General features: G+C 62.5%; 26 protein-coding genes and 2 tRNA genes. 7 read left to right on the forward strand and 21 right to left on the reverse strand.

The annotated features are described in order from the left end of the window. The first annotated feature begins 80 nt into the window (after positions 1 to 80). The 6 genes from QQL79_RS05970 to QQL79_RS05995 all read left to right on the forward strand — a co-directional run bounded on the left by QQL79_RS05970 (position 81) and on the right by QQL79_RS05995 (position 11,119). On the forward strand, positions 81 to 8,135 hold the full coding sequence (locus QQL79_RS05970) for a PLxRFG domain-containing protein (RefSeq protein ID WP_284388864.1): 8,055 nt from the start codon (positions 81 to 83) through the stop codon (positions 8,133 to 8,135). 62 nt (positions 8,136 to 8,197) lie between these two features. After that, entirely contained in the window at positions 8,198 to 8,884 is a 687-nt protein-coding gene (locus QQL79_RS05975; protein WP_284388865.1) for a hypothetical protein, read from the forward strand. A gap of 88 nt (positions 8,885 to 8,972) precedes the next feature. After that, complete coding sequence (locus QQL79_RS05980) at positions 8,973 to 10,052, forward strand: N-acetylmuramidase domain-containing protein (protein WP_284388866.1); 1,080 nt, start codon at positions 8,973 to 8,975, stop codon at positions 10,050 to 10,052. 2 nt (positions 10,053 to 10,054) lie between these two features. Beyond that, complete coding sequence (locus QQL79_RS05985; RefSeq protein WP_284388868.1) at positions 10,055 to 10,555, forward strand: hypothetical protein; 501 nt, start codon at positions 10,055 to 10,057, stop codon at positions 10,553 to 10,555. Between the two features lie 17 nt (positions 10,556 to 10,572). Next, positions 10,573 to 10,950 (forward strand): DUF6107 family protein, encoded by a 378-nt coding sequence (locus QQL79_RS05990; RefSeq protein WP_284388870.1) that lies wholly within the window; start codon positions 10,573 to 10,575, stop codon positions 10,948 to 10,950. 31 nt (positions 10,951 to 10,981) lie between these two features. Beyond that, positions 10,982 to 11,119, forward strand: coding sequence for a hypothetical protein (locus QQL79_RS05995; protein ID WP_284388872.1), 138 nt, complete (start codon positions 10,982 to 10,984; stop codon positions 11,117 to 11,119). On the opposite strand, the gene QQL79_RS06000 is transcribed toward QQL79_RS05995, so the two are convergent. Continuing rightward, a complete protein-coding gene (locus QQL79_RS06000; protein ID WP_284388873.1) occupies positions 11,116 to 11,991 on the reverse strand; it encodes a glycosyltransferase family 8 protein in 876 nt (291 codons plus the stop codon). The two genes, QQL79_RS05995 and QQL79_RS06000, sit on opposite strands and share 4 nt — an antisense overlap. Positions 11,992 to 12,138: 147 nt before the next feature. Between QQL79_RS06000 and QQL79_RS06005 the strand changes: the two genes are divergently transcribed. Further along, entirely contained in the window at positions 12,139 to 12,669 is a 531-nt protein-coding gene (locus QQL79_RS06005; protein ID WP_284388875.1) for a hypothetical protein, read from the forward strand. 11 nt (positions 12,670 to 12,680) lie between these two features. Here QQL79_RS06005 and QQL79_RS06010 read toward each other — a convergent pair whose 3' ends face one another. The 20 genes from QQL79_RS06010 to QQL79_RS06105 all read right to left on the reverse strand — a co-directional run bounded on the left by QQL79_RS06010 (position 12,681) and on the right by QQL79_RS06105 (position 25,036). After that, positions 12,681 to 12,881 (reverse strand): hypothetical protein, encoded by a 201-nt coding sequence (locus QQL79_RS06010; protein ID WP_284388878.1) that lies wholly within the window; start codon positions 12,879 to 12,881, stop codon positions 12,681 to 12,683. Between the two features lie 4 nt (positions 12,882 to 12,885). Further along, on the reverse strand, positions 12,886 to 13,296 hold the full coding sequence (locus tag QQL79_RS06015; protein WP_284388880.1) for a DUF7694 domain-containing protein: 411 nt from the start codon (positions 13,294 to 13,296) through the stop codon (positions 12,886 to 12,888). Continuing rightward, the gene (locus QQL79_RS06020; protein WP_284388883.1) at positions 13,289 to 13,705 is read right to left on the reverse strand and encodes a hypothetical protein; all 417 of its coding nucleotides are present in this window, start codon (positions 13,703 to 13,705) and stop codon (positions 13,289 to 13,291) included. The genes QQL79_RS06015 and QQL79_RS06020 overlap by 8 nt, the downstream gene beginning before the upstream one ends. A gap of 462 nt (positions 13,706 to 14,167) precedes the next feature. Continuing rightward, the gene (locus tag QQL79_RS06025) at positions 14,168 to 14,440 is read right to left on the reverse strand and encodes a hypothetical protein (RefSeq protein ID WP_284388885.1); all 273 of its coding nucleotides are present in this window, start codon (positions 14,438 to 14,440) and stop codon (positions 14,168 to 14,170) included. Positions 14,441 to 14,736: 296 nt separating this feature from the next. Beyond that, complete coding sequence (locus QQL79_RS06030) at positions 14,737 to 15,687, reverse strand: hypothetical protein (RefSeq protein ID WP_284388887.1); 951 nt, start codon at positions 15,685 to 15,687, stop codon at positions 14,737 to 14,739. Beyond that, positions 15,680 to 15,919: a hypothetical protein gene (locus QQL79_RS06035; RefSeq protein WP_284388889.1), complete on the reverse strand. Its 240-nt coding sequence runs from the start codon at positions 15,917 to 15,919 to the stop codon at positions 15,680 to 15,682. The genes QQL79_RS06030 and QQL79_RS06035 overlap by 8 nt, the downstream gene beginning before the upstream one ends. A gap of 9 nt (positions 15,920 to 15,928) precedes the next feature. Next, complete coding sequence (locus QQL79_RS06040; RefSeq protein WP_284388891.1) at positions 15,929 to 16,339, reverse strand: Ros/MucR family transcriptional regulator; 411 nt, start codon at positions 16,337 to 16,339, stop codon at positions 15,929 to 15,931. A gap of 31 nt (positions 16,340 to 16,370) precedes the next feature. Beyond that, complete coding sequence (locus QQL79_RS06045; RefSeq protein ID WP_284388893.1) at positions 16,371 to 17,978, reverse strand: ATP-binding protein; 1,608 nt, start codon at positions 17,976 to 17,978, stop codon at positions 16,371 to 16,373. Continuing rightward, positions 17,975 to 18,493: a hypothetical protein gene (locus QQL79_RS06050; RefSeq protein WP_284388895.1), complete on the reverse strand. Its 519-nt coding sequence runs from the start codon at positions 18,491 to 18,493 to the stop codon at positions 17,975 to 17,977. The genes QQL79_RS06045 and QQL79_RS06050 overlap by 4 nt, the downstream gene beginning before the upstream one ends. After that, complete coding sequence (locus QQL79_RS06055; RefSeq protein ID WP_284388896.1) at positions 18,493 to 18,813, reverse strand: hypothetical protein; 321 nt, start codon at positions 18,811 to 18,813, stop codon at positions 18,493 to 18,495. The genes QQL79_RS06050 and QQL79_RS06055 overlap by 1 nt, the downstream gene beginning before the upstream one ends. Next, positions 18,810 to 19,115 carry a P-loop NTPase family protein gene (locus QQL79_RS06060; protein WP_284388899.1) on the reverse strand — a complete coding sequence of 102 codons (306 nt, stop codon included), beginning with the start codon at positions 19,113 to 19,115 and terminating at the stop codon, positions 18,810 to 18,812. The genes QQL79_RS06055 and QQL79_RS06060 overlap by 4 nt, the downstream gene beginning before the upstream one ends. Continuing rightward, entirely contained in the window at positions 19,112 to 19,807 is a 696-nt protein-coding gene (locus QQL79_RS06065) for a hypothetical protein (RefSeq protein WP_284388901.1), read from the reverse strand. The genes QQL79_RS06060 and QQL79_RS06065 overlap by 4 nt, the downstream gene beginning before the upstream one ends. Next, positions 19,804 to 21,030, reverse strand: coding sequence for a phosphoadenosine phosphosulfate reductase domain-containing protein (locus QQL79_RS06070; RefSeq protein WP_284388903.1), 1,227 nt, complete (start codon positions 21,028 to 21,030; stop codon positions 19,804 to 19,806). The genes QQL79_RS06065 and QQL79_RS06070 overlap by 4 nt, the downstream gene beginning before the upstream one ends. Further along, complete coding sequence (locus QQL79_RS06075) at positions 21,027 to 21,764, reverse strand: hypothetical protein (protein WP_284388905.1); 738 nt, start codon at positions 21,762 to 21,764, stop codon at positions 21,027 to 21,029. Before QQL79_RS06075 ends, QQL79_RS06070 begins: the two co-directional genes overlap by 4 nt. Beyond that, positions 21,761 to 22,117 carry a hypothetical protein gene (locus QQL79_RS06080; RefSeq protein WP_284388907.1) on the reverse strand — a complete coding sequence of 119 codons (357 nt, stop codon included), beginning with the start codon at positions 22,115 to 22,117 and terminating at the stop codon, positions 21,761 to 21,763. The genes QQL79_RS06075 and QQL79_RS06080 overlap by 4 nt, the downstream gene beginning before the upstream one ends. Positions 22,118 to 22,225: 108 nt before the next feature. After that, a tRNA-Tyr gene (locus QQL79_RS06085) sits at positions 22,226 to 22,310 on the reverse strand. A gap of 157 nt (positions 22,311 to 22,467) precedes the next feature. Continuing rightward, a complete protein-coding gene (locus QQL79_RS06090; protein WP_284388909.1) occupies positions 22,468 to 23,319 on the reverse strand; it encodes a sugar phosphate isomerase/epimerase family protein in 852 nt (283 codons plus the stop codon). A gap of 77 nt (positions 23,320 to 23,396) precedes the next feature. Further along, a complete protein-coding gene (locus QQL79_RS06095; protein ID WP_284388911.1) occupies positions 23,397 to 23,744 on the reverse strand; it encodes a hypothetical protein in 348 nt (115 codons plus the stop codon). 168 nt (positions 23,745 to 23,912) lie between these two features. Next, positions 23,913 to 23,986, reverse strand: a tRNA-Gly gene (locus tag QQL79_RS06100). Positions 23,987 to 24,091: 105 nt separating this feature from the next. After that, a complete protein-coding gene (locus tag QQL79_RS06105; protein ID WP_284388913.1) occupies positions 24,092 to 25,036 on the reverse strand; it encodes a PAN domain-containing protein in 945 nt (314 codons plus the stop codon). Positions 25,037 to 25,248: the final 212 nt, after the last annotated feature.

Below are 25,248 nucleotides of genomic sequence, written 5' to 3' on the forward strand. Positions count from 1 at the left end.
CTTTCCCTGCCGCGCCAATCACCCTATAACCAGTCGCATGCTGCGCATGACGTGCTGCCCTCCAAGTTGGGTCGCGTCATATGCCGGTCATTCGCTCCGCCGATTTCAAGCCGTCCGATCCCTTTGGCATCTATGCCGGGCGGGGCAATCCTCTTGTGCCCACACCGCCAGGCGCCACGGGTAACAAAACCGGATTGCTGGAGCAGGGTACCCTCGATCTCAGCCAGCGCCCCGTTGTGCGCAATCCCGACGGCTCGGTCAGCACTGTTTCGTCCATGTCGTTCAACGAGGATGGGCATGAGGTGCTGGTGCCGACCATTGCGCCCGACGGTCGGCGGCTCAGCGATGACGAAGCCGTGGCCCTCTATCGGCAGACCGGCCAGCACCTTGGCAAATTCTCCGATCCGCAGAGCGCCACGGCATATGCCGAAAATCTCAGTCTTGAGCAGGCCCAGAGGTTTGGCCAGGCCGCCAACCAGCAGGTGCAGCAGAATTGGCAGCAGCTCGAGCAGCAGGATCCCGGCCGCTATGAAGTCATCGACGAGAGCGGCTTCGACAAATGGCGCCAGGATTGGGAAGCCAAACAGCCCGGATGGATCGAGGATACCGCCCGCTTGCTTGGTGGTTCACTGGCCAAGGGCACGGGCGCGCTGACCCAAGGTGTCGGAGCCGCCGTCACGGCGCTGACCAATGCCACCACCACACCGGTGATCAACTCCATCTTCGGCACCGAGTTTGGCCAGGCGAACCCGTTGCAGGCTCCCGCCGATTGGCTCAACACCCTTGGCGCCAAAACGCAGGAAGGCATGTCTTTCGCGACCAAAGAGGCCATTGCCGATTCCACGCCGGGCGGCAACATCCTTGAGCCGTCGACATGGACGCTGGGCGAGAAGCCCAGCCTCGTCGGATATGCCGCGCTGGCGCTGGACGTCTTTGGCCAGATGACCCCTGTGATTGCCGCATCCATCGCTGCCGGTCCAGCTGGTGGCGCAATCGCCGGTGGTTTGCAGGGCGGTGGTGCGGCGCAGCAGCAGGCCGCCACCGTCATCGACCAGATGGCGGCCGAGCCCGGGCTACTGGAGAAGGAGTCCGCCTTCTACCGCGAGCAGCTGGCGGCGGGCAAAACGCCCGAGGAGGCGCTGGCCGCCACGAAAGCGGCCGCGGGCCAGGCGGCCTTTATCCTCACGGCGCCGATTTCCGGGCTGGGTGGCTTTGCCACCGCCAAAATCATCGATCCGGCCACCGCCGTCCTGGCTGGACGGAGCATCGTCGCTCGCATTCTCGGCCGGGCGGGTCTGTCGGCTGCGGAAGAAGGTTCTCAGGAAGCCGCGGAATCCGTCGCCACCAATGTAGGCGTAAACGCCGGCGCTGGGACCAGTGTTGGCGTGGCCGACGGCACATTCGCTGATTTCCTGCTGGGCGCGCTGGCCGGCGCTGGTCCCGGTGCGGTGGCAGGCGCGCTGTCTCCCGGGGGAACTACGGCTGGCGCTGGCGGGGCGCAGCCAGCGGTGGAACCGGCCGATGCGCCACCCGCCCCGGCGTCCGCGCCAACCCCAACCAGTGCAAATTCTGCACAAGTTGCCCCGCCGAAGGCCGGTCCGCTAGCCAGCGCTCTCGATTACGGGTTGAGTAAAGCGCCGCCGGCGGCAACGCTGATCGTCAACGATCCGGCCTTGCCCGGTGTTGGCGCTGGCCCGGAACATGGCCAGACCGTCACGCTGGCATCGGATCAATCCGGCATAGATCCCAGCATGCGCCGCGTGACGATGGCGGATGGCGGCGACCGCGTGCTTGGTGCCCGGCTGCTGCAAAACGTGGCGGGCGAGCCCGTTGCGCCGGACCCGCAAGGCGCCACTGCGCCACTGACTGCATCCACGACAATGCCCGGTATGCCGTCGGCCGGTTCGCGCACCATGGTTGAAGCTCCCGGCATGGAGCCCTTCGCGGCGCGCATCGAGCAATATGTTACCAGTGATGGCGCGAGCGAGGCTGTCATCGTCGATGACAACGGCGAGGTCCTGCAGCTTCCCGTTGAATACTTGCGCCCCTTGGCGCTGACCCAACAGATGATCGAGGAAGCCGAACGGGCGGAGAACCCGCCCATTGACCGCGACCCTGTTCCTGAGAGCCCCACCGCGCGGCAGGTCGGCCCTGCGGCGCTGGCTTTTCCCGACGCAACATTGGCTTCGCTGTTCGACCTTGGCCGCGAGCGGCAGCAGATCAAGCGGCTGGAGCGGGCGACAGGCGGGAGCGGCAATGCATTTGCTCTTCGCGATCATGGTCTCGATCGGGTGCGGGAACTTGCCGACCAGCTCGGTGTGCTCCCGGAACGCGTCAATGAGATTGCTGACGACTATAGGTATCGGGCCGAGCGTGCGGCGAAGAGGACGCAATCTGGCCTGCCGCAGAACATGCATGGCCTCAATCCCGACCGGCTCAAGGCATGGCAGGCGGAGCGTGCCAATGGCGGAATAGCCGATAATGGTGAGGCCTCGCCGGATATTGATGGACTGAAGGCCGATACGAGCGCGGCTCCCGCCGATTCTGCCCCTGCCGTAGACACGCCAGCACCAATTGACCCCGCGGCACGGCCCGATGATGCGACATGGTGGAATGGTCTGCCGCTCGGTGCGCGCAAAGCGCTGCTGGCGTCTGCCGGCGTGAAGCGCAGTGAGAAATCGGCATGGGAGAAGTTCTCCCGGGGTATTCAGGGGCGGTTGGCGCCGCTGCGTATCGAAATGGAAGGGCTGGACCAGGCCCGTGCGAATTCGCGGGCGCTGGACGCGGCAGCCAATGAGGCCGCCACTTCGCCGCAGAATGAGCTGCCGGAGCCGTCTCAGGCCCAGAAAGAGGCCGGAAACTACAAGCTTGGCCATCATCGTATCGGCGGCATGGATATCTCGATTGAGAACCCGGCCGGGTCGGAACGGCGTGGTGTCGATCGGGGTGGCAAGGAATGGTCGGTGACCATGAAAAGCCACTACGGCTACATCAGGGGCACCACGGGCAAGGACAAGGACCATATCGATATCTTCGTTCGGCCGGGAACGGAAGAACTCGCCGAAGACGCGCCTATCTTCGTCGTCGACCAGGTCAATGGCGATGGCAAGTTCGACGAGCACAAGATCATGGCCGGGTTCAGCTCGAGCGAGCAGGCCCGCCGCGCCTATCTGGCGAATTATTCGAAGGGATGGAAGGGGCTGGGTTCGATCAGCGCCGCGACGCTTGCCGACTTCAAGCGGTGGATCGCGGACGGGGATACGAGAAAGCCATTTGCGCCGGCGGAACCGGTGGCAAGCCAGCGTCGCGAAAGCGACGACGCTGATGGGGCTGCGGCGAAGCCGTGGAATATGGAGAAGGAGCTGCCGCTTCAAATCCTTCGACTAATCCGCACCGGCAACGCTTTGGACCCGTTGCGCGCGGTGGTGGACGCCAGCGGCAGCAATAAGGAGTTGCTCGACGTTTGGGCGGATACCTTGGGGCAGCACCTCACCGGGATGGGCGGTGATCGCGTCATGATGCAGGCGCGCCCCCACGGTCTCGAAGTCACCATGCCGTCGCCGGACGGCGCCGAGGTTGTCAAAAAGGTCTTCAAGGGCAAGGAACTGGCCGACCTGATCCGCGATGCGCTGGCGCATGAAACTGCGCAACGCATTGCCCGGCCATTGCCGATTCGAGAGGATCCGGCATTCGAGCCTGACCGCCAGGCTATGAAAGCCTTCAAAAAAGGCGACAAGGTCGAATGGACCAATCCCGGCACCTATCGCAACGCCGATGGCTCGACTCGGGAAGGTCTCGACCGCTCTGGCACAATAGTACAGGTCCACAGTGCTGATCTTGGTACCTTCACCGTGCTCACGGATGGCGGTGGTGAGAGCATGGTACCGGCGCGCATGCTGCGAAAACCCGCTCAGTCCGAGAGCAATTTGCAGAATGTGCAATCTGAGCAAATTGTACAAACGTTCGAAAATGAAGGCTCCCGCGCTGGTCGTATGGCGTTGGCCAAGGCTATCACCTCGGAAGTGAACGCGGATCCTGTTGAAGGGAACAAGAAGGCGCGGGAGCTCACCACGGCCGTGCGTTCCAAGAGGGGCGCACCGGCGGGCAGGCTGTTTTCCCGGAAAGCAGAGCCCGTCGCGGCGTTGGACGGCAATGAACTGGGTGTCGATTTCAACGGCCCGGCCGATATGCCAGCTTTGCGCGCAGCCGCGCTGGACTGGTACCGGGCCAATCTGCAAGGTCAGGAGGTTGTGAATGCCGAGAGCGGCCGCACCATCATCTTTGGCGGCGTGGGTGGCAAGAAGTCGATCAACGGCAAGGGCGAGGATATCGTTCGCATGGTGCCGGCGCTGCGCAGCATCGTCGAGGGCGGCCGCTTCATCGGTGAGCCGCAGGTGGACCGGCGTGGCAGGCCTGATATCAAGGCAGTGCATAGCCTGGAGGCAAGTGTGTCGCTTGGCGGTCGCACCGTCGACGTCGTCGCGATCATCCGCGAAACGCCGCAGGGCGAATTCTATTACGATTTGCGGAAGGATAACCGGCTCGGCGCAAGGTGGTCGATTAAACCACCGACGGAAGGTGTGACCGAAGGTCAGGTACCTCACCCGGCATTGGAAGGCGACGCCGAGCCGGACAGCCTCAATATAGCGATCAAGAAGGCTTCCGACAAGCAGGGCCAGGCCAGCAGCCGTGAAGGGCAGGGCGGTCGGACCGTCGGGGCCGTTCGCACAGAGCTGCGCCGGCGGGGCTTCGGGTCCCTGATCGACGGTCTTGAGCAGGCTGGCCGGCTGCTGATCGTCGAGGCCGTGGAAGTAGACGCGGAACCTGGCGTGCAGGGTTGGACCGATCCGGACGGCACCATCACCCTGATCGCCGATCATATCGCTGAGGGTGATGCAGGGTCGGTTCTGCTGCATGAGGCCTTCCATAGCGGCGCCCGGCCGCTGCTTGGCTCGCGCAATTGGCGGACCCTGATGTTGAGGCTGGCTGGTCTCTATCGTCAGTTTGAGGAATCAAATGGCAGTGCCCGCGCGTTTTTCGACGCTGCGCGCGCCCGCGTCCAGCAGGCCGAAGGGCAGGGCGGTCCGCTTTCCGAGCCGCTGCGCGTGGAAGAGTTTGCCGCTTACGCTATCGAGGAATATGCCGCCGCACCCGGCGCGCTGCGTAAATGGATCGATGATCTACTCGGTGAGATCAAGGCCTGGGCGCTCCAGCGCTGGGGCCGCCAGATCGGTGCCGTGACGCCGTCGCAGCTCCGCTCGATCGCTCAAGCCGCATTGCGGGACGCTGTCGGCACTGGCGCTCTGCCGCAGGGCGCCCAGTCGCGTCGCAATAGTGTCGCGGGGGTGGCAGCGGCGGCGGGCACCAAGCTCTCGCCGAAGAGGGTCGGGGAGGAGATCGCCGGCAAGCTGACCGATTTGAAGCCCGCTCTGCTGGCGGCTGTTCCGCTCAACTATTTCGCCGAGCTGAAACGGCCGGGGATGGTGGCAATTGACCACTACCTCAAGGTCAAGCGCAGCATGGATGCCTATCGCGGCAAGAAGCATTCCGACATGGACCAGATTGCCCAGGAGTGGCGCAAATATGCGCGGCTGGGTCTGGGTGGCGCCAAATGGAACAAGGACGGCCGCACCCGTGCCGCCGCCTTGGCCGACCTGATGCACGAAACCACGCTGGCCGGTATCGACCCGTCGCGGACGGATCGAGAGAATACCGATAAGCGCGGCTATGACGGATTGCGCGCCCGCTATCTCGGTCTGCCGCCGGCAGGGCAGCAGCTCTATGGCAAGGTTCGCGACGTCTATAAGGCCACGGCCGACGAGATGGACGCCATTCTCCTCGACAATGTGCGCAAAACGCAGGAAATCGCCTTCCGGCGCGCTGAGAACAAATACCGCGAAGAGCGTGAACGCATTGCGCAATCTGGCCTTACCGGTCTCGACAAGTCGAAGGCGGAAAAGGACGCGCAAGACGTCTACCAGAATGAAATGAACCGGGCGACGTGGAACATGAAAGCCCGCCTCACCAAGCTGCGGCTGGCTTTCGAGGCGAGCCGCGTTCCGGCGCCATACTTCCCGCTGGCGCGGTTCGGCCGCTACTTCGTATCGGTCAAGGATCTCGACGGCACGGTTATCAGCTTTTCGAAGCGGGAATCCGCCGCCGAAATGCGCCGGCTGGCAGAGCAGATGCGCGCGGCTTATCCGACGGCGAAGGTCGAGGCAGGGTTGCAGGTTGAACGCGGTGGCATGCGCGATGCCATGGATCCCCGTATCGTGGCCGAGATCGAATCCATCCTTGGAGAAGCCGGCGTTGACGGCGATGTAATGGACATGATCTGGCAGCGGTATCTGGAGACCATGCCAGACCTGTCGGCGCGCAAGCGCTTTATCCACCGCAAAGGCGTTGCCGGGTTCGACGGTGACGCCCTGCGCACCTTTGCCAGCAACCAGTTCCATGCCGCGCACCAGCTCGGAAAGCTGAAATATGGGCTAGAGCTGCAGGAGCTGGCCAATCAGGCGGTGGATCAGGCCAAGAAGGCCGACGATCCTGTGCGAGGCATGATCCTAGCCAATGAGCTCAAGAAGCGGCACGATTGGGTGATGAACCCGACGGGATCCCGCGCGATACAGGCCGTGACGTCGACAATGTTCGTCTGGTACCTGGCCGCAACGCCGGCGGCGGCGCTGGTCAACCTCAGTCAGACCCCGATGATGGCCATCCCTGTGCTGGGTGCGCGGCTGGGCGGCATTGGCAAATCCACCGCCGCCATTGCTCGGGCGTCCGCCGACGTGGCGCGGGGCAGGGGATCGGCGCTGCGCACCCGCCTGTCGGCAGACGAGAAGCGGGCGATGGAAGCGTTCTACGAAAGTGGAATGATCGACCGGACCCAGGCGCATGACCTGGCCGGCGTAGGCGAGGTTGGTGTCGCCTATTCGCCGCTGCGGCAACGGATCATGGCCGTCATTTCGTGGGCCTATCACAATGTTGAGGTTTGGAACCGCGAGATAACCGCGCTGGCGGCCTATCGCCTTGCCCGCGAGGCCGGGCAGCACGAGGTGGCGGCCATCGATACGGCCCACGAACTGACCTGGGCGGCGCATTTCGACTATAGCAACAGCAGCCGGGCGCGCGCCATGCAGGGCGACTTTGCCAAGGTCGCGCTGACCTTCCAAAGTCACCAGGTCAACATGTGGTACCGCCTGTTCCGGGATATTCATCAATCGGTGAAGGGCGAGAGCCCGCAGGCCCGGAAAGAGGCGCGGTACCAGCTCGCCGGCATTCTGGGCATGATGGCCCTGTTCGGCGGCGTCAACGGCTTCTTCGGCTACAATCTGCTGGTGGCGCTGGCCGGGCTGGCTTTCGACGATGACGATGATCCCCGCACCTTCAAGGCGGAGCTGGATGGCTATGTCATCGACATGCTTGGGCCAGACCTGGGCGGCATCGTGCTCAAAGGTGCGCCTGGCCATCTGCTTGGCATCGATCTGACCAGCCGCTTGGGCATGCCCGATTTCTTCGTGCGCGCGCCCGACAATGGCAGCGAGGGCAAGGATTGGTTTCAGGACCTCATTGTTGGCGCCACCGGCGTGGTGCCGTCGACGTTCCTTAGCGCAATCGACGGCGCTGGGCTTATCTCTGAGGGCAATATTGCCCGCGGCATCGAGGTAATGGCGCCCAAGGCGATCAAGGACGCCATGCAGGCCTATCGCTATGCCAATGAGGGCGTCGTGTCGCGGAAAGGCGACGTCGTGGTGGATCGGAGCCAGATCGACGTCTGGGATGTGCTGGCGGAGGCGGTGGGTTTCACGCCGGCGGTGGTGGCGGAAACCTATGAGCGCAATGGGGTGCTCAAGGACGCCGAGCAGCATGTGCTCGACGAGCGGCGCATGCTGATGAACCGGTTTGCCATGGCTCATGTCCAAGGTGATATCGAGGCCCGTACGGCAGCGATCGACGCCATCAGGACATGGAACCGCAAGCCCTATGCCCGCGCGATTCCGATCACCAGTGACAGCCTCGAGCAGTCATTGAAGACCCGGGCCCGAAACGCCGCCAAGCGCGAGGATGGTGTCATCATCGCAAACAAGGATCTGAACACGATGCTGCGGGAGGCCATGCCGGCACGGATGCACTGACCGTTGTCAGTGGTGCCATTTCTAGCCTAGGCTGCTCGTCATCTGAAGGCTTGGGGGAAGACGTGAACGCCGATATTGCTGCGCGCGTGTGGAAGGACGCCTATGTCGTCGATCGAGGCCTGCTGGAGTTCCTTGACGGTCGCGTTAGACAAGCGACGGGCGAGGCGAATTGGCGCATCTCTTTTTATGGTGGGGCTGCCATCAGCCGGAGTGACCCTATCGCCAAGGTGCTTGAAGAGCCGATATTCGACGTCCATACGATCGAGAGCGTCTCCGTCGATGGTGGCAGCTATCTCAACCCTGCTGGCACAAGGGTTAGCTTTCGTGTTCGGCGAGGCTTTAGCGTGGGCGGCCTAGATGTTGTAGGGGGTCGGGAGGCGTGCGAAGGCATCGCGAAAGAGGTATCTGATCACATGATTGCGCGTCGGCCGTGGTATTGGTGGCTGTACCGCGCATGGACCGAGTTTTTCGTCTTGGCCAGCGCTCTGCCGGTGGCGGTGTGGCTTCCTTCCACCGTTCTTGGGGCGACTCTACTTCCGGTGGCTGTTTTTGCCGTTTTTTTGTTTCTCCGGTTTTTGCTCTTCAAACGGGTAGAGTTCGCAATTGGTCGGAGCGAGCGAGGGTGGGCAGCTCGACGCGGAATGCGCAGGTGGCTGGGGGGTACCCTCATCGTCTCCACGCTGGTTCTCGGGGTCATTAGCACGCTATTTGCCAGTTGGGTTGCGCAGCGTCTCGGATGGCCGCCGTAAGCAACCGGACCACTTCCCTGCATCGTTCAATCGGGGTATGAATGCCGCAAGCGCATGACGTGCTGTTCCTTTGCACAGGACGTCGCGCATGCTCCCCATTTCCGTAATCCGCCAGATCGACGAGGCCGCCAAAGAGCATGGCTTGCCACCGGCACATCTTGCCGCGGTGGTCGACGTCGAGTCGAACGGCATCGTGTTCGCCACGGTCGGCAACGAGCAACTGCCAGTTATCCTCTTCGAACCGCATATCTTTTACCGGCGGCTGAGCGGTGCAAAGCGGGACCGCGCCGTTGCTCTGGGCCTGGCCTCTGCCAAATGGAACAAGGCGCTCTACCCCAAGGGCCAGGCGGCACGGTGGCGGCAGCTGCAAAATGCCAGCCTGATCGATCCCGTCGCGGCGCTCGAATCGGCCTCGTATGGCGTGGGCCAGGTGATGGGGTATCATTGGAAGGCTCTCGGCTTTGCCAGTGTCACCGAGTTCGTCGAGACGGTGAAGTCGGGTCTTCTTGGCCAGATCGACGTTATGGTCCGCTATATCGTGGTCAACCAGTTGGACGACGAGCTGCGCGATGGTCGTTGGGCCGGCTTCGCCCGGGGCTACAATGGCGCCGAGTACAAGGCCAACCGCTACGACACCAAGCTCGCCGCCGCGGCCGCCCTCTATGGCGGTGAAGCGCCGGCGCCGACACCGAAAGGGATGCTGCGGCTGGGCAGCAAGGGAGCTCGCGTCCGCGAGTTGCAGGCCCTGCTGATCCGGGCGGGCTCCGCGCTGGAGATCGATGGCGACTTCGGACCGGCAACCCGTGATGCGCTGGTTGCCTTTCAGAAGCTGGCCGGGATTAGGCCCGACGGTGTCTATGGTCCCGAGACAGAAGGTGCGCTGGGTGAATATCGCCAAGGCGCTGGTGAGCGGCCCGGTGAGCAGCCCATTGCCGACGTGAAGGGCGTGCGCGAAGGCGCCGGCGGTATCGTGGCCGGCTTCGGCGTGGAGACAGCGACCGCCTATGTCGACAAGGCAACCGAGCAGCTGCAGCAAATCCCCGTGGTGAGCCCGATCATTGACTATGCGCTGGCCGGGCTCTCGCTCGTTGCTGCCGGTCTGGCGGTGGCGGGTGTGCTCTGGGCGGTCAAGAGCTGGCTCGATTCCCGTAAGACGGTGGAGGCCTAGCCATGTTCGCTGCGGCCGGGGCCTGGCTGGTGAGTGTCATCCTTTCCCGGGTGAGTGGCGACTTCATCTCGCGCGTCATGGGAATGCTGGGGCGCAGCGCCGATGGTGCCGTTCGGCTAGAGGAAATCCGCGCCGGCAGCGCGGCCGCGCTGGCCAGGGAGGATACGCAACGCATCCTCGCCGTCATCGCCGCGCAGAACGGGCGGCAGGCCGGGAAGATGAATTGGCCGATCTTCTGGATAATCATCCTCGTGATGCTGGGCGCCCCCGCGCTGAGCATCTGGAGCGTCACCCTCTACAATATCCTCTGGTGGGAAAATGGCCTCTGGCCGCAGGTGGCGCGCGATGGGTCGGGCCGCCTGGTTGGCTGGCTGATCGCCGATTATCCGCCATCCATAAAGCCCTGGGTGCAGATGTCCATCGAATGGCTCTACGACCCCATGGGCGCACCAACGGGCATCGGTGCTGCGCTGATTGCCGGGAAACTAACCAGTAAACGGTAGCAAAAGGGCGTCACACCATGAGCAGCCAAGAGGCAATTCGAATGGACTTGAGTATTTGGGCGGCCAAGTTCTTCGGCTCTGTGGTCGGGGTGCTGATTTCCATGGTGATGGTGGCGCCGAAAAACACCCGCAACGGCGCCTATCGCATCCTGCTGGCACCCATTGCGGGGGTGATCTTCGCACCGGCGGCCCAGAGCGTGCTGTGGTTTCTGCAAGGATCCACGATAGAGCACCACATGGCAGCGTCCTGTTTCACGGGCTTTTCCTGCTGGTTCATCCTCGAATTCACGGCGCGGATGCTGTCGAGCGAGGAATGGCTGCGCCGCCTGCTCGAGGAAGTGTTGCGGCTGCGCGGTGACAAGGGCGGTGGCGATGGCCCGGCGACGGGCAAGTAAGCCAGTAGCTCTCTCGGACCTCACAGCGCTCATGTCCAAGGTCGGCCGGCGTCATCCGGAGCTTGTGCAGAGCCGCAATGTGGCGCTGTTCATCGAGCTCCTTATCGACGAGGCTAGGCAGGAGCATGGCGATCTGGCTAAGTCGATGACGTTGGCGACCGAGGACTAGGCCAGGCCGAAGGCTCGTTTGGTTGCTCTGACCACGCGATAGCGCCAATAGCGATAAAACAGCTTGTTTGTCATCGTGTGGCGGTAGGTCCGGGCATAGGCAACGTTTGGCTTGAGCGCCCAAGGCTTGATTGAGCCGGAATAGTGGACGATCAGAGGGTTGAACGCTTCGTGGGACGTCTCAGGATTTTGCAGGTTCCAGCGCGAATCCAGCTCAAAGATATCGTCGGCAAAAACGATGTTGATGATATCCTGGTCGTAATAGAGCCGCCCGATTTGATCGGCTGGGACCCGATCGAGCAGGACGCCAACGATGTCGACTTGGCGGTACCGTGCCAGGTCGATCAGCATCACGCCTGCATTGAAGTAGGGCCTCGCCATGCTGATGGCCTTGAATTCTCGTAGATCACGGCCGCCCGCCTGCTTGAAGCGTTCCGGCTGTTGGACCGCCGCGATGGTACGGCCCGCCATGTCCATTTCCGCGAGGTGCTCAATGGGGGTGCGTACGATCACGTCGCAGTCCAGATAGATCACCCGCTCGGCGTCCGCTGGCAGCAGATGCTGGATGAAGAGGCGCGCATAAACGATGTTGTGCAGGCGCCGCGTTTTCACGGCCGGGAGCCGCGATATTCGTTCACCGAGCAGGTCAGTACCTTCCAGCGGATGGTAGACCAGCGTGGCCCCGAACTCCTCGGAAATGGCGTCGAGGTCTTTCCGGTGTGCCGGCGTCAACCCCAGATTCAGCAAGTGGAAGACGAGATCGGCCTTGCGATCGGTCGCGACACAGACGCTGCGCATGGTGGCATATGCCGGCGCCCAGAAAGCGTCGTCGAACGTCAATGCCACATGAATGGCATCACCAGTATTTTTCATGGAGCCCCCCGGCTTATTGTTTTGGCTAGTACCAGACCAAGTATGGTTCCGTCCAGAGCATGCGAATTCTCTCCTGCGGCCCGGCGAATGTGATTTGTTCTTTTTTTGTTCCTGCCATAAGACTCGCCGCCTCAATTTGGAGGTGGCATGGAAGGCGCACCCAAAACCCTAGAAGATGTGCGAAACGGCGGGCATGAGCTGATCGCCGTCTGCCGCGATGTGCGCTGTCGCTATCAACGTACGGTCGACTTGCGCCGGGTAATGCTTCATGCCGGCGGCTGGACCCAGCTTTTGCCCGAACGTGGGCAGTTGCATTTTTCGGACCGCCTGCGGTGCCCGTTCTGCAAGCAAAGGGGCATGTTCCTGTGGCTGGAGCCGCGAATTCCACCACCCGCAGCAGCAACTTCGGAGCCGAACTTTCGGGTGCTCGACTGGGGACGATCCTATCCGTTCAACACGTTCATCATGATCGCCACGGCGCAGAGCCTGATGGTGGCCAGGGCCGCCTATGTCGCTGCGGTGCTGGTCCGTCCGAACAATGCCATTACGCTGCAACAGGGTGCCTTCCTTATCGCGGACAGCAAGAGAGACGGTGTTCCGGAGTTCATGAAAGCTGAGGATTTTCAAAAGATGCGCGACGCGGAAGGGGAGCTGAATGGGATGCCTCCAAGCCGATGATGGGCTGGTTTTCATTCTTTGGCTTTGCCGGGGACGTCGTCTTCGCGCAGGCCATCCAGCACCAGGCGCAAATCATCGACGGCCCGGATGGTCTCGCGCGAGATTATCCCGCCATTGCCACCCTGGCCGTTCGTTCCGCACTCGTCGTAAGTCACCCGCGCGATGACGGCGCGGGCCTGCTTTTTGAGATGGTCGATAGTGTAGGGCGCCATGGCGTTACCGTTTCAGAGAATAGGGCAAGCCATCCGGCACTACCCAGAGATGGTACATATTGGCCCCATCGATGACCTCGTCCCGCGGTGGGTAGATCTCGACGGCGGTGGCGGCAGTGCCGGCGATCTCGTCCTTGAGGCGCTGCATCTCCCACCAGGTGGGGCGCGCGCCAGACAATGATGATACGGCCAGGTGTACGGCGCCGTCGGGAAGGGGGCGCTCCAACACGCTCCACACCCTGTTGGCATGGACGCGGCGCACCGATGCCGTCCAGCCGCGCATGCTGCCCGGCATGCCCATAGGCAGCTCGGTAGCGTTCCATGGCCCCCAATTGCCGCTGGTCCGAGCCTTCTGCTCATTCCGAAGCGCAATCCGGCGCTGGTTGCGTGGCAGTTCTTCGAATGTCTCAGCCATGCTCTGCCGCCTTCATTTTGCGATAGCGCCGCAGCTCGTCGACATTGTCCTGGCACCATCGCAGGGTGCGCTCGATCCCTCGCAACTGACGGCCGAGGTCCATCTGTTCGTCGGCCGTCAGCTCACGACCAGCTATCAGAACTTCGACCGTGTCGATCTGTTCGGCGATTGGCACATGTTCATTGTCGCCGTTGATCACTGCCACGGCATCCTCCAATTCTCCTGCTGGGTGCTGATCGACCATCCAGAGGGTCGCGACCTCGCCCGTTCGACGATCCACAGTCTCCTGCCGGCTCAGCCGGGGATATTCCACGCACTCGTCGATGTTGACGAAAAAGTCCCGGCCGTCGGCGTGCATAAGGCGCTTCATGCGAACGTTGCCGATTAGGTCTTCGGCGGGTGGGATCATTGCTGCCCCCGCTGCATCAGCTTTTCCAAAGGCGAGAGAGGCAGTTTTGCGGATCCGCGCGGCTTCATCCCGTGTTTCCTCAAATACTGTGTCGCCGCCTTACCCCAGACCTTCCGGCCCCAGCTGGTGGCGCGAAACTCAAGAGGGCGGGCCGCGGCGAGAGCTCGCTTACGCTGCCGAATGTCCGCGTCGGCCGGAAGCTCGGCATGGACGGCGCCGATGACCGCTATTGCTCTGTCATGCCAGGTCTCAGCCATTGCTCGACCTTTAGTATGAAGCCGCAGGAACGCATGTCCACTCGATCCGGAAGCCGCCATTGTAGTTATCTTTGGCAGCTTTGCCGGCGGCCTCGCATTGGAGCTGAGGGTAGGCGTCCGGTATGGTTTGGGACGTCACGTGGCCATTGAACGTCGAGTAGAACGTCAACACCAGATAGAATAGCTGGCTCATATCAGTACCTCCTTAGTGGGAAGATTTGGCGCGGACCATGGCCCGCGCAAACGGCGACAGGGTCTGGCTATTGGGCGAAATCGCCAGATTGGCCTCGAGCCCGTCGGCGCTGACCGTGGCGCCGCGCAGATTGAGGCCCATGTCGAGGCCGAGAAACTGGAACGGTTCGCCGCATTCGGCGCATTTGATTTTGACCTCGGCCATGAAGCGGCCGGAATCCTCCAGCCGCGCGACCGTTACACTGGCCTCAAAATTCATGTGGGGGCAGGGGGGCGTTTTGGTCATGGCTTAGGCTTCGGACTGAACACATAGACAGTTTTCCCATCCACGCGCACCTCGACCACATCCAGTTCGACGGATGGATCGGTTATGATGGGCATGCCGAAAAAGGTGCGGGGCTCGCGGCACTCGGGGCATTGCACCAAGCATTTGGCCCCAAACTGGCATGGTCGGGTCTTTGCCTCGATCATGGCTTGGGCCCCATGAGAAAGCCGCGCCGCACCTTGGCCAGATGCTTCCCGAATGAGACTGGCGCGATAACGAACCACCCGATTACCGTCACTGCGAAAGAGGCAGCCAGACTAACGGTCAGCATGGTCGGCTCCATTGAGGGCAGCGGTGAGGGCCTTCCTTAAGGCGGCATGGGCGACGACGCGGACCTCTGCGGGGATGTCAGGGCGCCAAAGGGCTGTCGCAATGTCTGCCACCATTTCATCGGTGACCACCACCCCTGCCTTGGGCTCGGGGGACGCGTAGAGGGGAATGACCTGCATTCCCGCATGCTCGTCGGTCAGCGGGCGGGCCTCGCGGGCGGCGAGGCAGGTGTTCCAAGGGCCAGTGCGACCCTCGGCATAGAGCCACCGCCACATATACGCCACCGGCTCTTGCCCGCCCGCGCCGGTGTCGAGGGCAAGCCGAACCTGCTGTTCGAAGTCACGGACAAGACGCATAGCGCTAGAAGCCGCAATCATCCGGTACGTTTCGAACGAACCGTCATCGCCGGATACAACGGCAGCGTCCTGCGCCCTCACGGCGCCCGCCAGTCGGCCAAACCATTCGGCGGCACTCCAGTTGTCGACGGTGCCGGAGAAGAAGCGCATCGGGCCATCTTCTATGGGCAGCACGTCGGGGATATCCGGCCTTGCGGGTAGGCTGGCGGCATCGGTATGGCTGAGATTGTCTCGATAGGTCTGGCCAGCAAATAGGGAATAAGTGTCGACCCAGCCGGCAGGCTTGGCGTTTGTCCCCATGACGACTGCCCACGAACCCTCGAAGACGTTTAGTTCGTCAGGCTCCATAGCTTCTTCGCCGGCTGGGCGGGTGTCCCACGGTTGAACCATTCGCCTCATGGGCAGTGCGGCGCGCAGCGCGAGCAATTCCTCCGCCATGGCGGCTGCTTCCTGCCACGTCGCGCCGTTCACGGCTTCGCCTCGCATCTCCGAATACGGCGAAACAGGATTGACAGGGACAGCCTGCATGATGGGGTGGACGAGCTGCTGGAGGCGCTCGTTGGTCAGGTGAGGCTCAACCATTTTGCGCCTCGTCGGGCAGTACGAGAGCATCGACCAGCCAGTCCAGCATGTCCTGTGGCGACGTGAAGGCGCCAAGCACATTGCTAGGGTACATCCTGCCGTTGTCCGGCTGGCTTTGCAGCACGACCATGCCGCCATTGGCGGCATGGCGCACCTCAAAGCCCAGTTTGAGTGCGGCGATGGTGTCGGCCGTAATGACGGGGCGTGGCCGATAAGTCGAGGCAGCAGTCATTTACGCCTCCTACGCCGCCCGCTGCCAGCCGGGCTTCCGGCCGAGACCATTGGCCTTGGCCAGGCCGGACCGGGTTTCCGAATAGCTCGGGGCCACCATCGGATAATCCGCCGGCAGGCCCCACTTTTCGCGGTATTGCTCGGGCGAGAGGGCATAGTGGGTGCGCAGGTGGCGCCGGAGCGATTTGAACTTCTTGCCGTCCTCGAGACAGATGATGAAATCGGATGACACCGATTTGCGCACCGGGACGGCCGGGGTCAATTCAGGCGCTGGCTCGACCACGGGTGCCGTCAAGCCGGTCAGGGCGGTGTGAACCAAGCGGATCAGGTCGGCCATGCCCGTCACCGAGACGGGATTGTGCGAAACATAAGCGGCCACGATGGCGGTGGTTTCGGTGAGGTTTGATGCGGCGGCAGTCATGATATCCTCCAATTGATGATGGTGCGCGGCGTTACAGGACGTCGAAAACCCATGGCTCAAGGGCCGCGCGCCCAGGTGCCGGGTAACTGATCAAGCCAAGCGAACGGAGCTGGCTTAGGAGATTGGTGAAGTTGCCGCTATTGGCGGAATAGCCGGTGGCGGCGCCGAGATCGGCCTTGCTCATTTCGCCGCCGCGCAGCGCATCGAACAACTTGCGCTGCGGGCCTGAGAGCACGCCAAGCATGGCGTCGCGGCCCTCTTCAAAGGTGATCGGTTCCAAGCCGGTCAACAGCCTGGCGCGACCGGGCGCCGGATAGTCGATCTTGCCCGCGCCGCGCAGCTGGCTCAGCAGGTTGGTGAAATTGCCCGAATTTGGCCGGTAGCCCGCAACAAGGGCTATCTGGACCTTTGTCGGCGTGTCCTGATTCAATCGCTTCCAGACTGACAGCGATTGCAGGATCCGCATTTGCGGCGCGCTGACACCTTCGGCCACCAGGCGGAGGCTATCGCGGGTAGGAAGCGGTTCGGCCCGCGCCGGGGCCTTTTCCTTCTCAGGCGCTGGTGCCGGCGATGGCTCGTCCAGCAAATCGGGGATCCGCAGGCTATCGATGGCCTGGCCGGCGCGGGCGATGCCGATACCGATGCCAATGGTCTTGCCGCGCTGGATGCCTTCGATCAGCCCAGCCTCATAACCAAGGTCATAGCCGCGCTGGTGCTCTGCCTCGAGCTCGACGGCCACGCCCGCGCCATTTGATTTGGTTGCGGCGGTGGTTGTGGGGCGAGCTGCAGCCATGGCGGTGGTCAGTTCTGCGATATCAACCCATGCCAGGGCAGGGGCCAGTAGTGTCTCGCCATCCTCCGGTGTGCGGCCGGAATCAAATGTGGTGATGGCGGGGAAGCGCTGGCGCTCCAATATGCCGGCGGCGGGCGACCAGACCCAGCCCTCGCCGCGATCGAGCCGGGCAAGGGAATTCACGACCTTCTTGGCCATTTCGATATCGGCATTGCCCTTCACCCATTCCTCAATGGCCTTGCGGTCCTGGGGACTGGTGAGTTTGAGCGCGATCAATGTGCCGATCTGGCTGAGCACGTTCTTGTGGAGTACGGCCGGGCGCTGGGTCAGCATCAGGACGCGGAAGCCCTTCACGCGGCCGCGGCGCACTATTTTGTCGAACACTCCGGACAGCCGCCGCGTTTCTGGCATGGGGTTCTGCGGGCAGACCTCGTCGGCCTCGTCCACCACCAGGTGCAATGCGCTCTTGTTCTTCGCGTAAAGGGTCTCGAAAAAATCTGTCAGGAAGCGGGTCTTCTCGCCGCCGGTCATATCCGACACATCGATGATGGCCTGCACCTGGCGGCCCGCCATTGCCTCTGCGATGGCCTTGCCGTCGTGCTCGGTGATTTCAATGTCGGCATGGTCGCCGCCAAAGATGACAATGGAGAACCCGCCGGCGGTTTCGTCCGCCCCCTTTGGAGCGCTCCGCAGACCCCACCAAACGCCGGTCGGGTCGATGATGACGACGCGGCGGCCCATATCAAGCAGCTGCTCGACCGGGCCCCGAGCGGTATAGGTCTTACCGGTGCCGGTGGCACCGACGACGGCGGCGGGGGAGGTGAGGAGCGGGACGAGGTCGATCATTCAGGGCGCTCCACCTTGGGTGGGGTAATGCCCGCAACGTCCCCCGCCAGGGCCTCTACGTTGAACGCGAGCAGGCGGCCTTGCGGAGCGGAGCTGTTGGCGTAGTTTGCCGCAGCTTGTTTCAGGCGTGCCGCTGCCGCGGATATCCCGGCGCGGAACCCATCTTCTCGCGCGCTTGCCAACTGGTCCGCAAAATAGTTCCGACCATCGTCGGGCATGACCACCGAGATGCACCATTGATGTGCTGCCCGCATCAATGGGTCTTCCGGCTGCCTAATGAACTGAACGCTGCAATGGTCGACAAGTCTTTCTGCCAAGGCCCGTGCAGCTTGGTGGATATGAACGTGGGGCGGCGCCTGGCGCCACCTATGGTCCACGGTAATCTCGACGCCGATGGTTTCCACCCGATGCACCCAATGCAGTGGAGGGTCAGGCCGTTTGATGGCCTCTGAGGGGCGTTCGTCGATGCGACGTTGAGGGGCCGATACAATCAGTGGGTCAAAGTGCTCGGGCATCAGTTGAACCCCTCGATCCAGCGGCTAACCGCCGTTGCCGACCCGCTGGCGGCCTCGCTCTCGATCTGGTCAGCCAGCTTCTCAGCGATGTTCGCGGCGGCATTGGCTAGTATCACCCTCCGCAGCTTGCGCATGTGCTTCACCGAGGTCGTTTGATCTATCGGCAACTGGCCCAGAGCTAGAAAGGCCGGCAGCGGCTCTTCGGCAACCGAAGCGAAGATCGGAAATTCCTCGTGACCAAGGGCCATGGTCCATTGCTTGCCGCTGACCACATCGGTGACCATCAATTGGATCGTCGCTTTGCCCGTCCGCTGGGTCATCGTGAAAAGCTCCAAAATGCAGCCTGGTCGCTGTCAGGCCGGGACCAGTCGAAGCCGAAGTAAATGGCATCGCCGTCAGTCCATGTGGTTGGAATGCGCCAGGTGCCGTCGGCGCCGCGCGTGAAGTCGATTGCGCCATGCAATGGCGGTGGGTTGGCCAGCTCGTGGGTTTTGCCCTGCTGCCGGGCCGATGCCGCATGGCTATAGACATTGCGCATGGCCTCATGCATGCGCTGGCTGCTTTCCATGTAGCTACGCATGAATTCTTCACGCCGCACGCGGGCTTCGTCAGCGCTGGTCATTGGCTGGCCCTCTTGGTTGCGGCTGCATAGGCCTCGAAAGCCTCGCGATCGCCGTTGCAGCAGGTGTAACCAGCGTCGGCCGGGCCGACCTTCTGGTGGTGGTCGACCGTCCGATAGTGGGCCGGACCGATCTTCATCCCGGGGAAGTTGAATGCCACGATGACCTGCTGGCGGTGCCAGCCGCCGCGCCCGGGAACGACATGGGCGTGGTGGGTGCGGTACCGGCTTTCATCGTCGGCAAATTCGACGTCGGGAAACCGGGTGCACACGATTGCCTTGAAGTCGGCGATAGCGGCCGCTTCTTGGGCTTTGGTCCGCCGGCGAAGGCTCCAATATTTCCGCGCACAGCGACTGCCGCAGAACACGGGATCCCATTGGCCGCCGATAACCCCGTTGAGGGGCAGGTGGTGCTCGGCCAGGCTGTCTTCGTCGATGCGCATGCCGCAGCCGCAGCACTCGAAATGCCAGCCATGCTCGATCGAGACGCGGGCTGGAAGGCGGCCGGTTTCGGCATAGGCATCGGCCCATGCCGCCCGACGACAGGTGACATAGGTGATATCACCGTCGGCAAACTCGTTCGCGCCGGCCTTCCGCGCGACGATGTTGTGGCGAGCAAAATAGACGGCGCCGGTGTTCTCGTCGTTCTCGGTGACGGCATAGGCCTTGAGGGGGAGGGGGTGGGCCAGGCTCATGCGAGCCCCCGGAATAGCAGCGGCTGCACGGAACCGTCCTGAAAAACCTTGTCCAGCATGACATCGGCGCGGGGCTCATCGCCTTCCCACCCGTTGGGCCAGGTCTCGGCAGCGATGAGCTCGCGGATGCGCATTTCTTCCTCCGAATTGATGATGTCGATGGCAGGTCGACCCAATTGAGCCGCCGCCTTGTTGCAAGCGTCTTGGATGGTCAGGATGCGATCTAGAGCCATCAGCCGGGCCGCGAAGGTGAGCGGGCCCATGCGCTGGGGATTGGCTGCGATGGAGCCGTCCTTGAGCTTCTCTGCCCCTTCTTTGCGGAGGCGATGTTGCGGTTCGCGCAGCTCGCGATAGAGCGGCTTCAAGCCTTTCAGCGGTGCGAGATAAGCCCAAGAAGGCGTTTCGATGATCGTATCCAGCGCCTTGTCCTGGCTGGCGAGCGGGCAACCGATGCAGCCGGTCCGGGCGTTGATCTCTTCGGCTTCATCGCCGCCATAGGCATCGGCGACGTCGGCAGTTGCCCACGCGCCATAGCGTTCGCTGGGGGCGTGAATGCGCAGCCAGTCCCAAACATTGCAGACCCGCCAATGCAGCAACGGCGCCAGCGTGGCAATGCGCCCCCGGACGCCCTTGGCATTTGGGAGGACCTGCTGGTACCAGCCTTGCCCGCATTCAGCGCCGTCCTTGGAGCAGCTCATCACAATGCGCTGGTCGCGGATCGCGGACTCGCCCTGCCGAACGCCGGTAATCATGAGGACATTGCCCTCGAGCTCGTCGATGCGGGCGGCCAGAGCTTCCGTCATCGGATCGACTTTGATCTGCCGGGTACACCAGCGGAGGGTGTTGTTGTTCGGCGGTGGGACGCCGCGGCCGAGAATGTAGACGAGGAAACGCTTGTCGAGGGGCGCGCGCACGACCTCGACCTGAATGCCGCGGGAACGAAGCTGCACCATGACGCGCTCGGCAGCGATAGCAAGCGGGGTAAGCTCCTGCCTGGTGTCGGCATAGAACACGGTGAGTGATTTGGGCGGCGGCAGCAGGCCGACGTCTATCAGGTGGACTATCACCGTGACCGTTGCCGAACTGTCCTTGCCGCCCGAATAGGCTATCGCCCAATGGTCGTGGTCAGCGCCATACGCTCGCATGGAAGCAAGCGTCATCTCCATGGCGTCGTCATAACTGAGCCGGGAACTGCCGCCGAAGAGCGTGGGCTGAAAGCTCATGCTGCACCTGCCAGCCGCTCGGCGATGGTCTGGGCGTCTGGCGCGTTTTGGCAGGGGCACAGATCGTCGCTGCCTTTGCACCCGCAACGGCTGGCCTGGGCGGCCTTTTCGGCGGTAGTCAGCCCGGCGCCGATCAATGCCTGCCGATCATCGTATTGCTTGATGGCCCAGACGATCGCGCGACAACACCAGATATAGTGATAGGTATAGTCGGTCAGGCGGTGGTCCCAGAACTCTCGGAATTTGCTTTCCCGGTTCGGATCCCGGTAGCTATCGACTGCGCGGATTGCCTCTTCCGCGGTGGACGGCGAGAAATCATCAAGTAGCGTCCAGCGCACATCTTTCCAGATGCGCATGCGGTCCGGCGTGCCCTGTGGATAGTAATCCCGGAAATCCCGAACGAGGGCCGAGCGGTATGCGGCTTTCGAAAACTCGCGGTAGCTTTCCGACCGGCCAATCGCTTGCAGCTTCTCGCCCCAATAGCTGGGGTTGATGCGGCAGTGATTGTCGTCGCGGAAAAAGCCGAACATGTCCGGGGTGCGCGCGAAGACGTAGCAGCCCATATCCCCGCTGATCGTGAGGTAACCCGGCCACGTTGTGATGTGAAAATGCCGGTTGCTGCTTTTGGGCTCCTTCAAGGTCAGGTGCCGGTACAGGCCATTGTCGAGTGCCACCGTGAGTTGGTGCCGCTCGACGTGCTTGAGGAATTCTTCCTCTGACGGTTCGCGGGTCAAAACGGCCTCTCCTCGTCATCGTCGCCGTGATCAACGACGATCTCCGGTTCGGGAGAGGGGAGCAGTGCCGGCGGAAGGGTGGCGCGGATCGCGCCAGGCAATTGCCATGCTTCCTTTGGCGCGCGCTGGGCGGCCACCTCGGCAGTGCAGGGCGTGAAGCCGTAGATGGAGCCGCCGCTGTGCAGAATCGGCGGCAGCAGGGCACCCTGAAAGATGGGCTCGACCTGCAACATCTTGGTGCCGAAGCGCTCGACCTCGGCAACTCGACCGATCAGTGTGCGGTGGCCCAGCAGCTCGACGATGGCATAGTCACCCGCCGGCAGCGGGAGGCTGTTTTCCGCTTCCATAGTCATGCCGCAACCGCCTCAGCCCAAGGGCCGAAACTGCGTAACAAACTGTGTAACACGGGATTTGCGGGAAGCCCGGAAACGCTGGGGTTCCGGGGGTGCCTCGCGGGGCGTTGGTGGAGGGGACTGGATTCGAACCAGTGTACGCTAAGCGGTCAGATTTACAGTCTGATGGATTTAACCACTCTCCCACCCCTCCACAGACAACGTCGCGCGAGCGGGACAACGAAGCGCTAGGCGTTTCGTCGGGCGGTTTATGGTGGTCTGTGACAGGAGTGTCAACACCCCTTCAGCCATTGCCCGCAAGAAATCGGTTAGGCAGGGGAAAAGTATGTGACTTTTCCACGGGATGGTTCTTAGCCCGCTGCCGCCCAGCCCTGCCGGATGAAGGTTATCCCGTCGGCGAACAGGGTCTCGAAATCGGGGAAGAGTGGCCGCCAGACGCAGGTGGCGGCGGCCAGTTCGGGCAGGCCGGCACCAAAGGCTTCCAGCGTCACCCAACCATCAAAACCCTGTTGCCGGACGGCGGCAAAGATTTCGGCAAAGTCGATGTGCCCGCGCCCGGGAATGCCGCGGTCGTTTTCGGAAACGTGCAGCACGCCCATATGCTTGCCGAGGGTGGCGACGGCGCGGGACTGGCTCTGTTCCTCGATATTGGCGTGGAACGTGTCATACATGATGTGGAAATTGGGGTGGTCCACCAGGCCGATATAGGCGCGGGTCTGTTCCATCGTGTTGAGGAAGTAAGTTTCGAAGCGGTTGAGCGGCTCAAGGCTCAGATAGATGCCATTGGTCCTGGCGCGTTCGGCCATGGCATTGTGCGCCTCGGCGCCATAGCGCAGCTCGTTGGCCGTTGGTCCGAAGCCGGTAAAATGCCCGATTGGCGCATGAAACGGGCCGCCAACGCTTTCGGAGCCAAGGGCCGTGGCGCAGTCCAGCGCCCAATCGAGGTGTTCCCGGCCTGCCTGGCGCACCGCGGCATCGCTGCTGATCGGGTTGGCGGCGATCGAGGGGACGACGGAGGTGCACGTGCGGCGCAGGCCAATGGCATCCAACTCCCGGCCGAGCCATTCATAATGGGCGACACTGCCCCGCAGCACCGGAATTTCCACGCCGTCATAGCCAAGCTCCTTGAGGCGCCGGATATGAGGCAGATGCTGCTCTTCGATAAACCCGCTAAGGCAGAGCAAATTGATGCCGACCTGCATGTTTCCTCCGTGACCTGGAATTCACTGTGGCAAGTCTTGCCACACAATTGGGGAAGCGGGCAGGCTGGGCGGTCCGTTTACTGCGCACCGTCTCCACCTGGCGCTGGGAGCGCGCGCTTTCTTGACCAATGCAGCAGGGCCCCGATTGGCGCGAACAGGATGCCGAGCGCCCACACGACCCCGTAAAACACCGCGAGCGCCGCCCATACCAGCAGCCAATATATTTCCACAGGGGACCACGCAGTGGTGTAGGCGATGACAATATCGGCCGGGATACGCGACAGCGGAAACACGAAGCTGCACAAGGCGAGATAGCCCAAGAGGGGCAATCGGACCGCCCAATGCCAGTCCTGCGTGAGCCAGAAGGCGGCGACGAAAAATGCGATGGCGATGGCGTAGCTGATAGCGAGATAGAATTTCGTCATAACAGGACCAGGGCAGGGCGGGCGCTCATGCCGTAGTTATCCCTGTCTGCCAGCGAAAGGGAATAGGGCCGGTCGGCGGAGAATCGGCGTTCTTCGAAAAGGCCTATGAATGGCTTGAAATGTCTGGCTGTCCAACGCGCCAAATATCCAGCTTTTACAAGGGGATATTGGAGCGGGTAGCGGGAATCGAACCCGCATATTCAGCTTGGAAGGCTGCTGCTCTACCACTGAGCTATACCCGCCCGGTCGGATCGATCCGAAGCATTGATCGATTAGCCCGACAGGGGCTTGGTGGCAAGCCCCGATCTGCCTCCCTCCCCTTAAGGGGAGAACTGAACGTGGATCGCCTATTCCAATGGTATCACCTCGGTAGGCTCGACCTTGTTGCCGTTGACATCGAGCACGCCATCGAAGCCGGCGGCGAGGAAGGCGCCCGAAATAGCGTGCTCATAGGGCTCGGTCCGGCCCATGCCACTCTTGAGGAAGCAATTGGGACCGCTCTTGATGGCGGGGTTGAGATTGATGGTCATGGCCGAGCACTGCTGGTTGTCCACGCATTTCTGGAAACATTGCTCCAGGGTTTCCGCCCGAATCTTGTCGATATCGGCGCCGTAGAAATCGAGGCCTTCGTAAATGGCGAAGCGCGGCGCGCTTTGCGATGGCGCGCTACCGCTGCCCGCCGTGGTTGTTTGCGGTTGGGAGCCTGGCCGCGTTCGCATCGCGGTGAGGACGTCCTGGGTCAATTGCCCGAATTGGGAGAGCGTGCCGTCGAGCTGGCGCGGGTTGCGGTTGAGCCCCAGGCGTTCGATTTCTTCGGGATTAAACACATGCATGCTGCTCGCAGGCGTGCGCAGCATGCGGCTGATGACTTCCTGCGGCGTTCCGAACGCCGCCAACACAGCCATGATGGTAGTCACGGGCAATTGGGAGGCCGCGTTGCTGTCACCGGCATAAAAATGGTGCACGCCGAGGTCGCCCTGGTCGAGCCGAGCGGCGCCGGCGAGGAAGGCGAAGGCGCAGACCGATTGGCAGCCATAGGTGGGCGGGATGTAGGTGTTGATCCCGCGCTGGTGGATTTCATCGGCCAGCAGCAAGGCGCCGGCCATCGAGCCGCCATCGCTCGACAGAACCAGGGTCTTGATATTGGGCTGGCTGGCCAGCACGGCCTTGAAATCGTCCGGCGCCTGGGCGGTGATTTCCCCTGCCAAAATGGCGAAATCGAAGCCGCTGCCCGGTATGATAAAGGCGCCCTGACGCTGGATGCCGGCCGAAAAAGCGGGTCCAATGGACAAAACTAGTGCCAAAATGGCAACCACAATACGCATGATACGCCTCGTTTAACCAAGCAGACTGTCTTAAATCGAGGCTGGGCGGTGAGTCCAGAATGCGCGCGGGCGAGGAATTTTCTTTTGTCTGGCGTTGCTTAGCGATCACGCATTTTTCGTCCTGCACAGCACGGCTTTTTTGCGGCGTCAGTCTCCCTTTGAGCGCAAGGCTGGGTTGA

This window comes from Devosia yakushimensis (assembly GCF_030159855.1).
Taxonomy (GTDB): Bacteria; Pseudomonadota; Alphaproteobacteria; order Rhizobiales; family Devosiaceae; genus Devosia; species Devosia yakushimensis.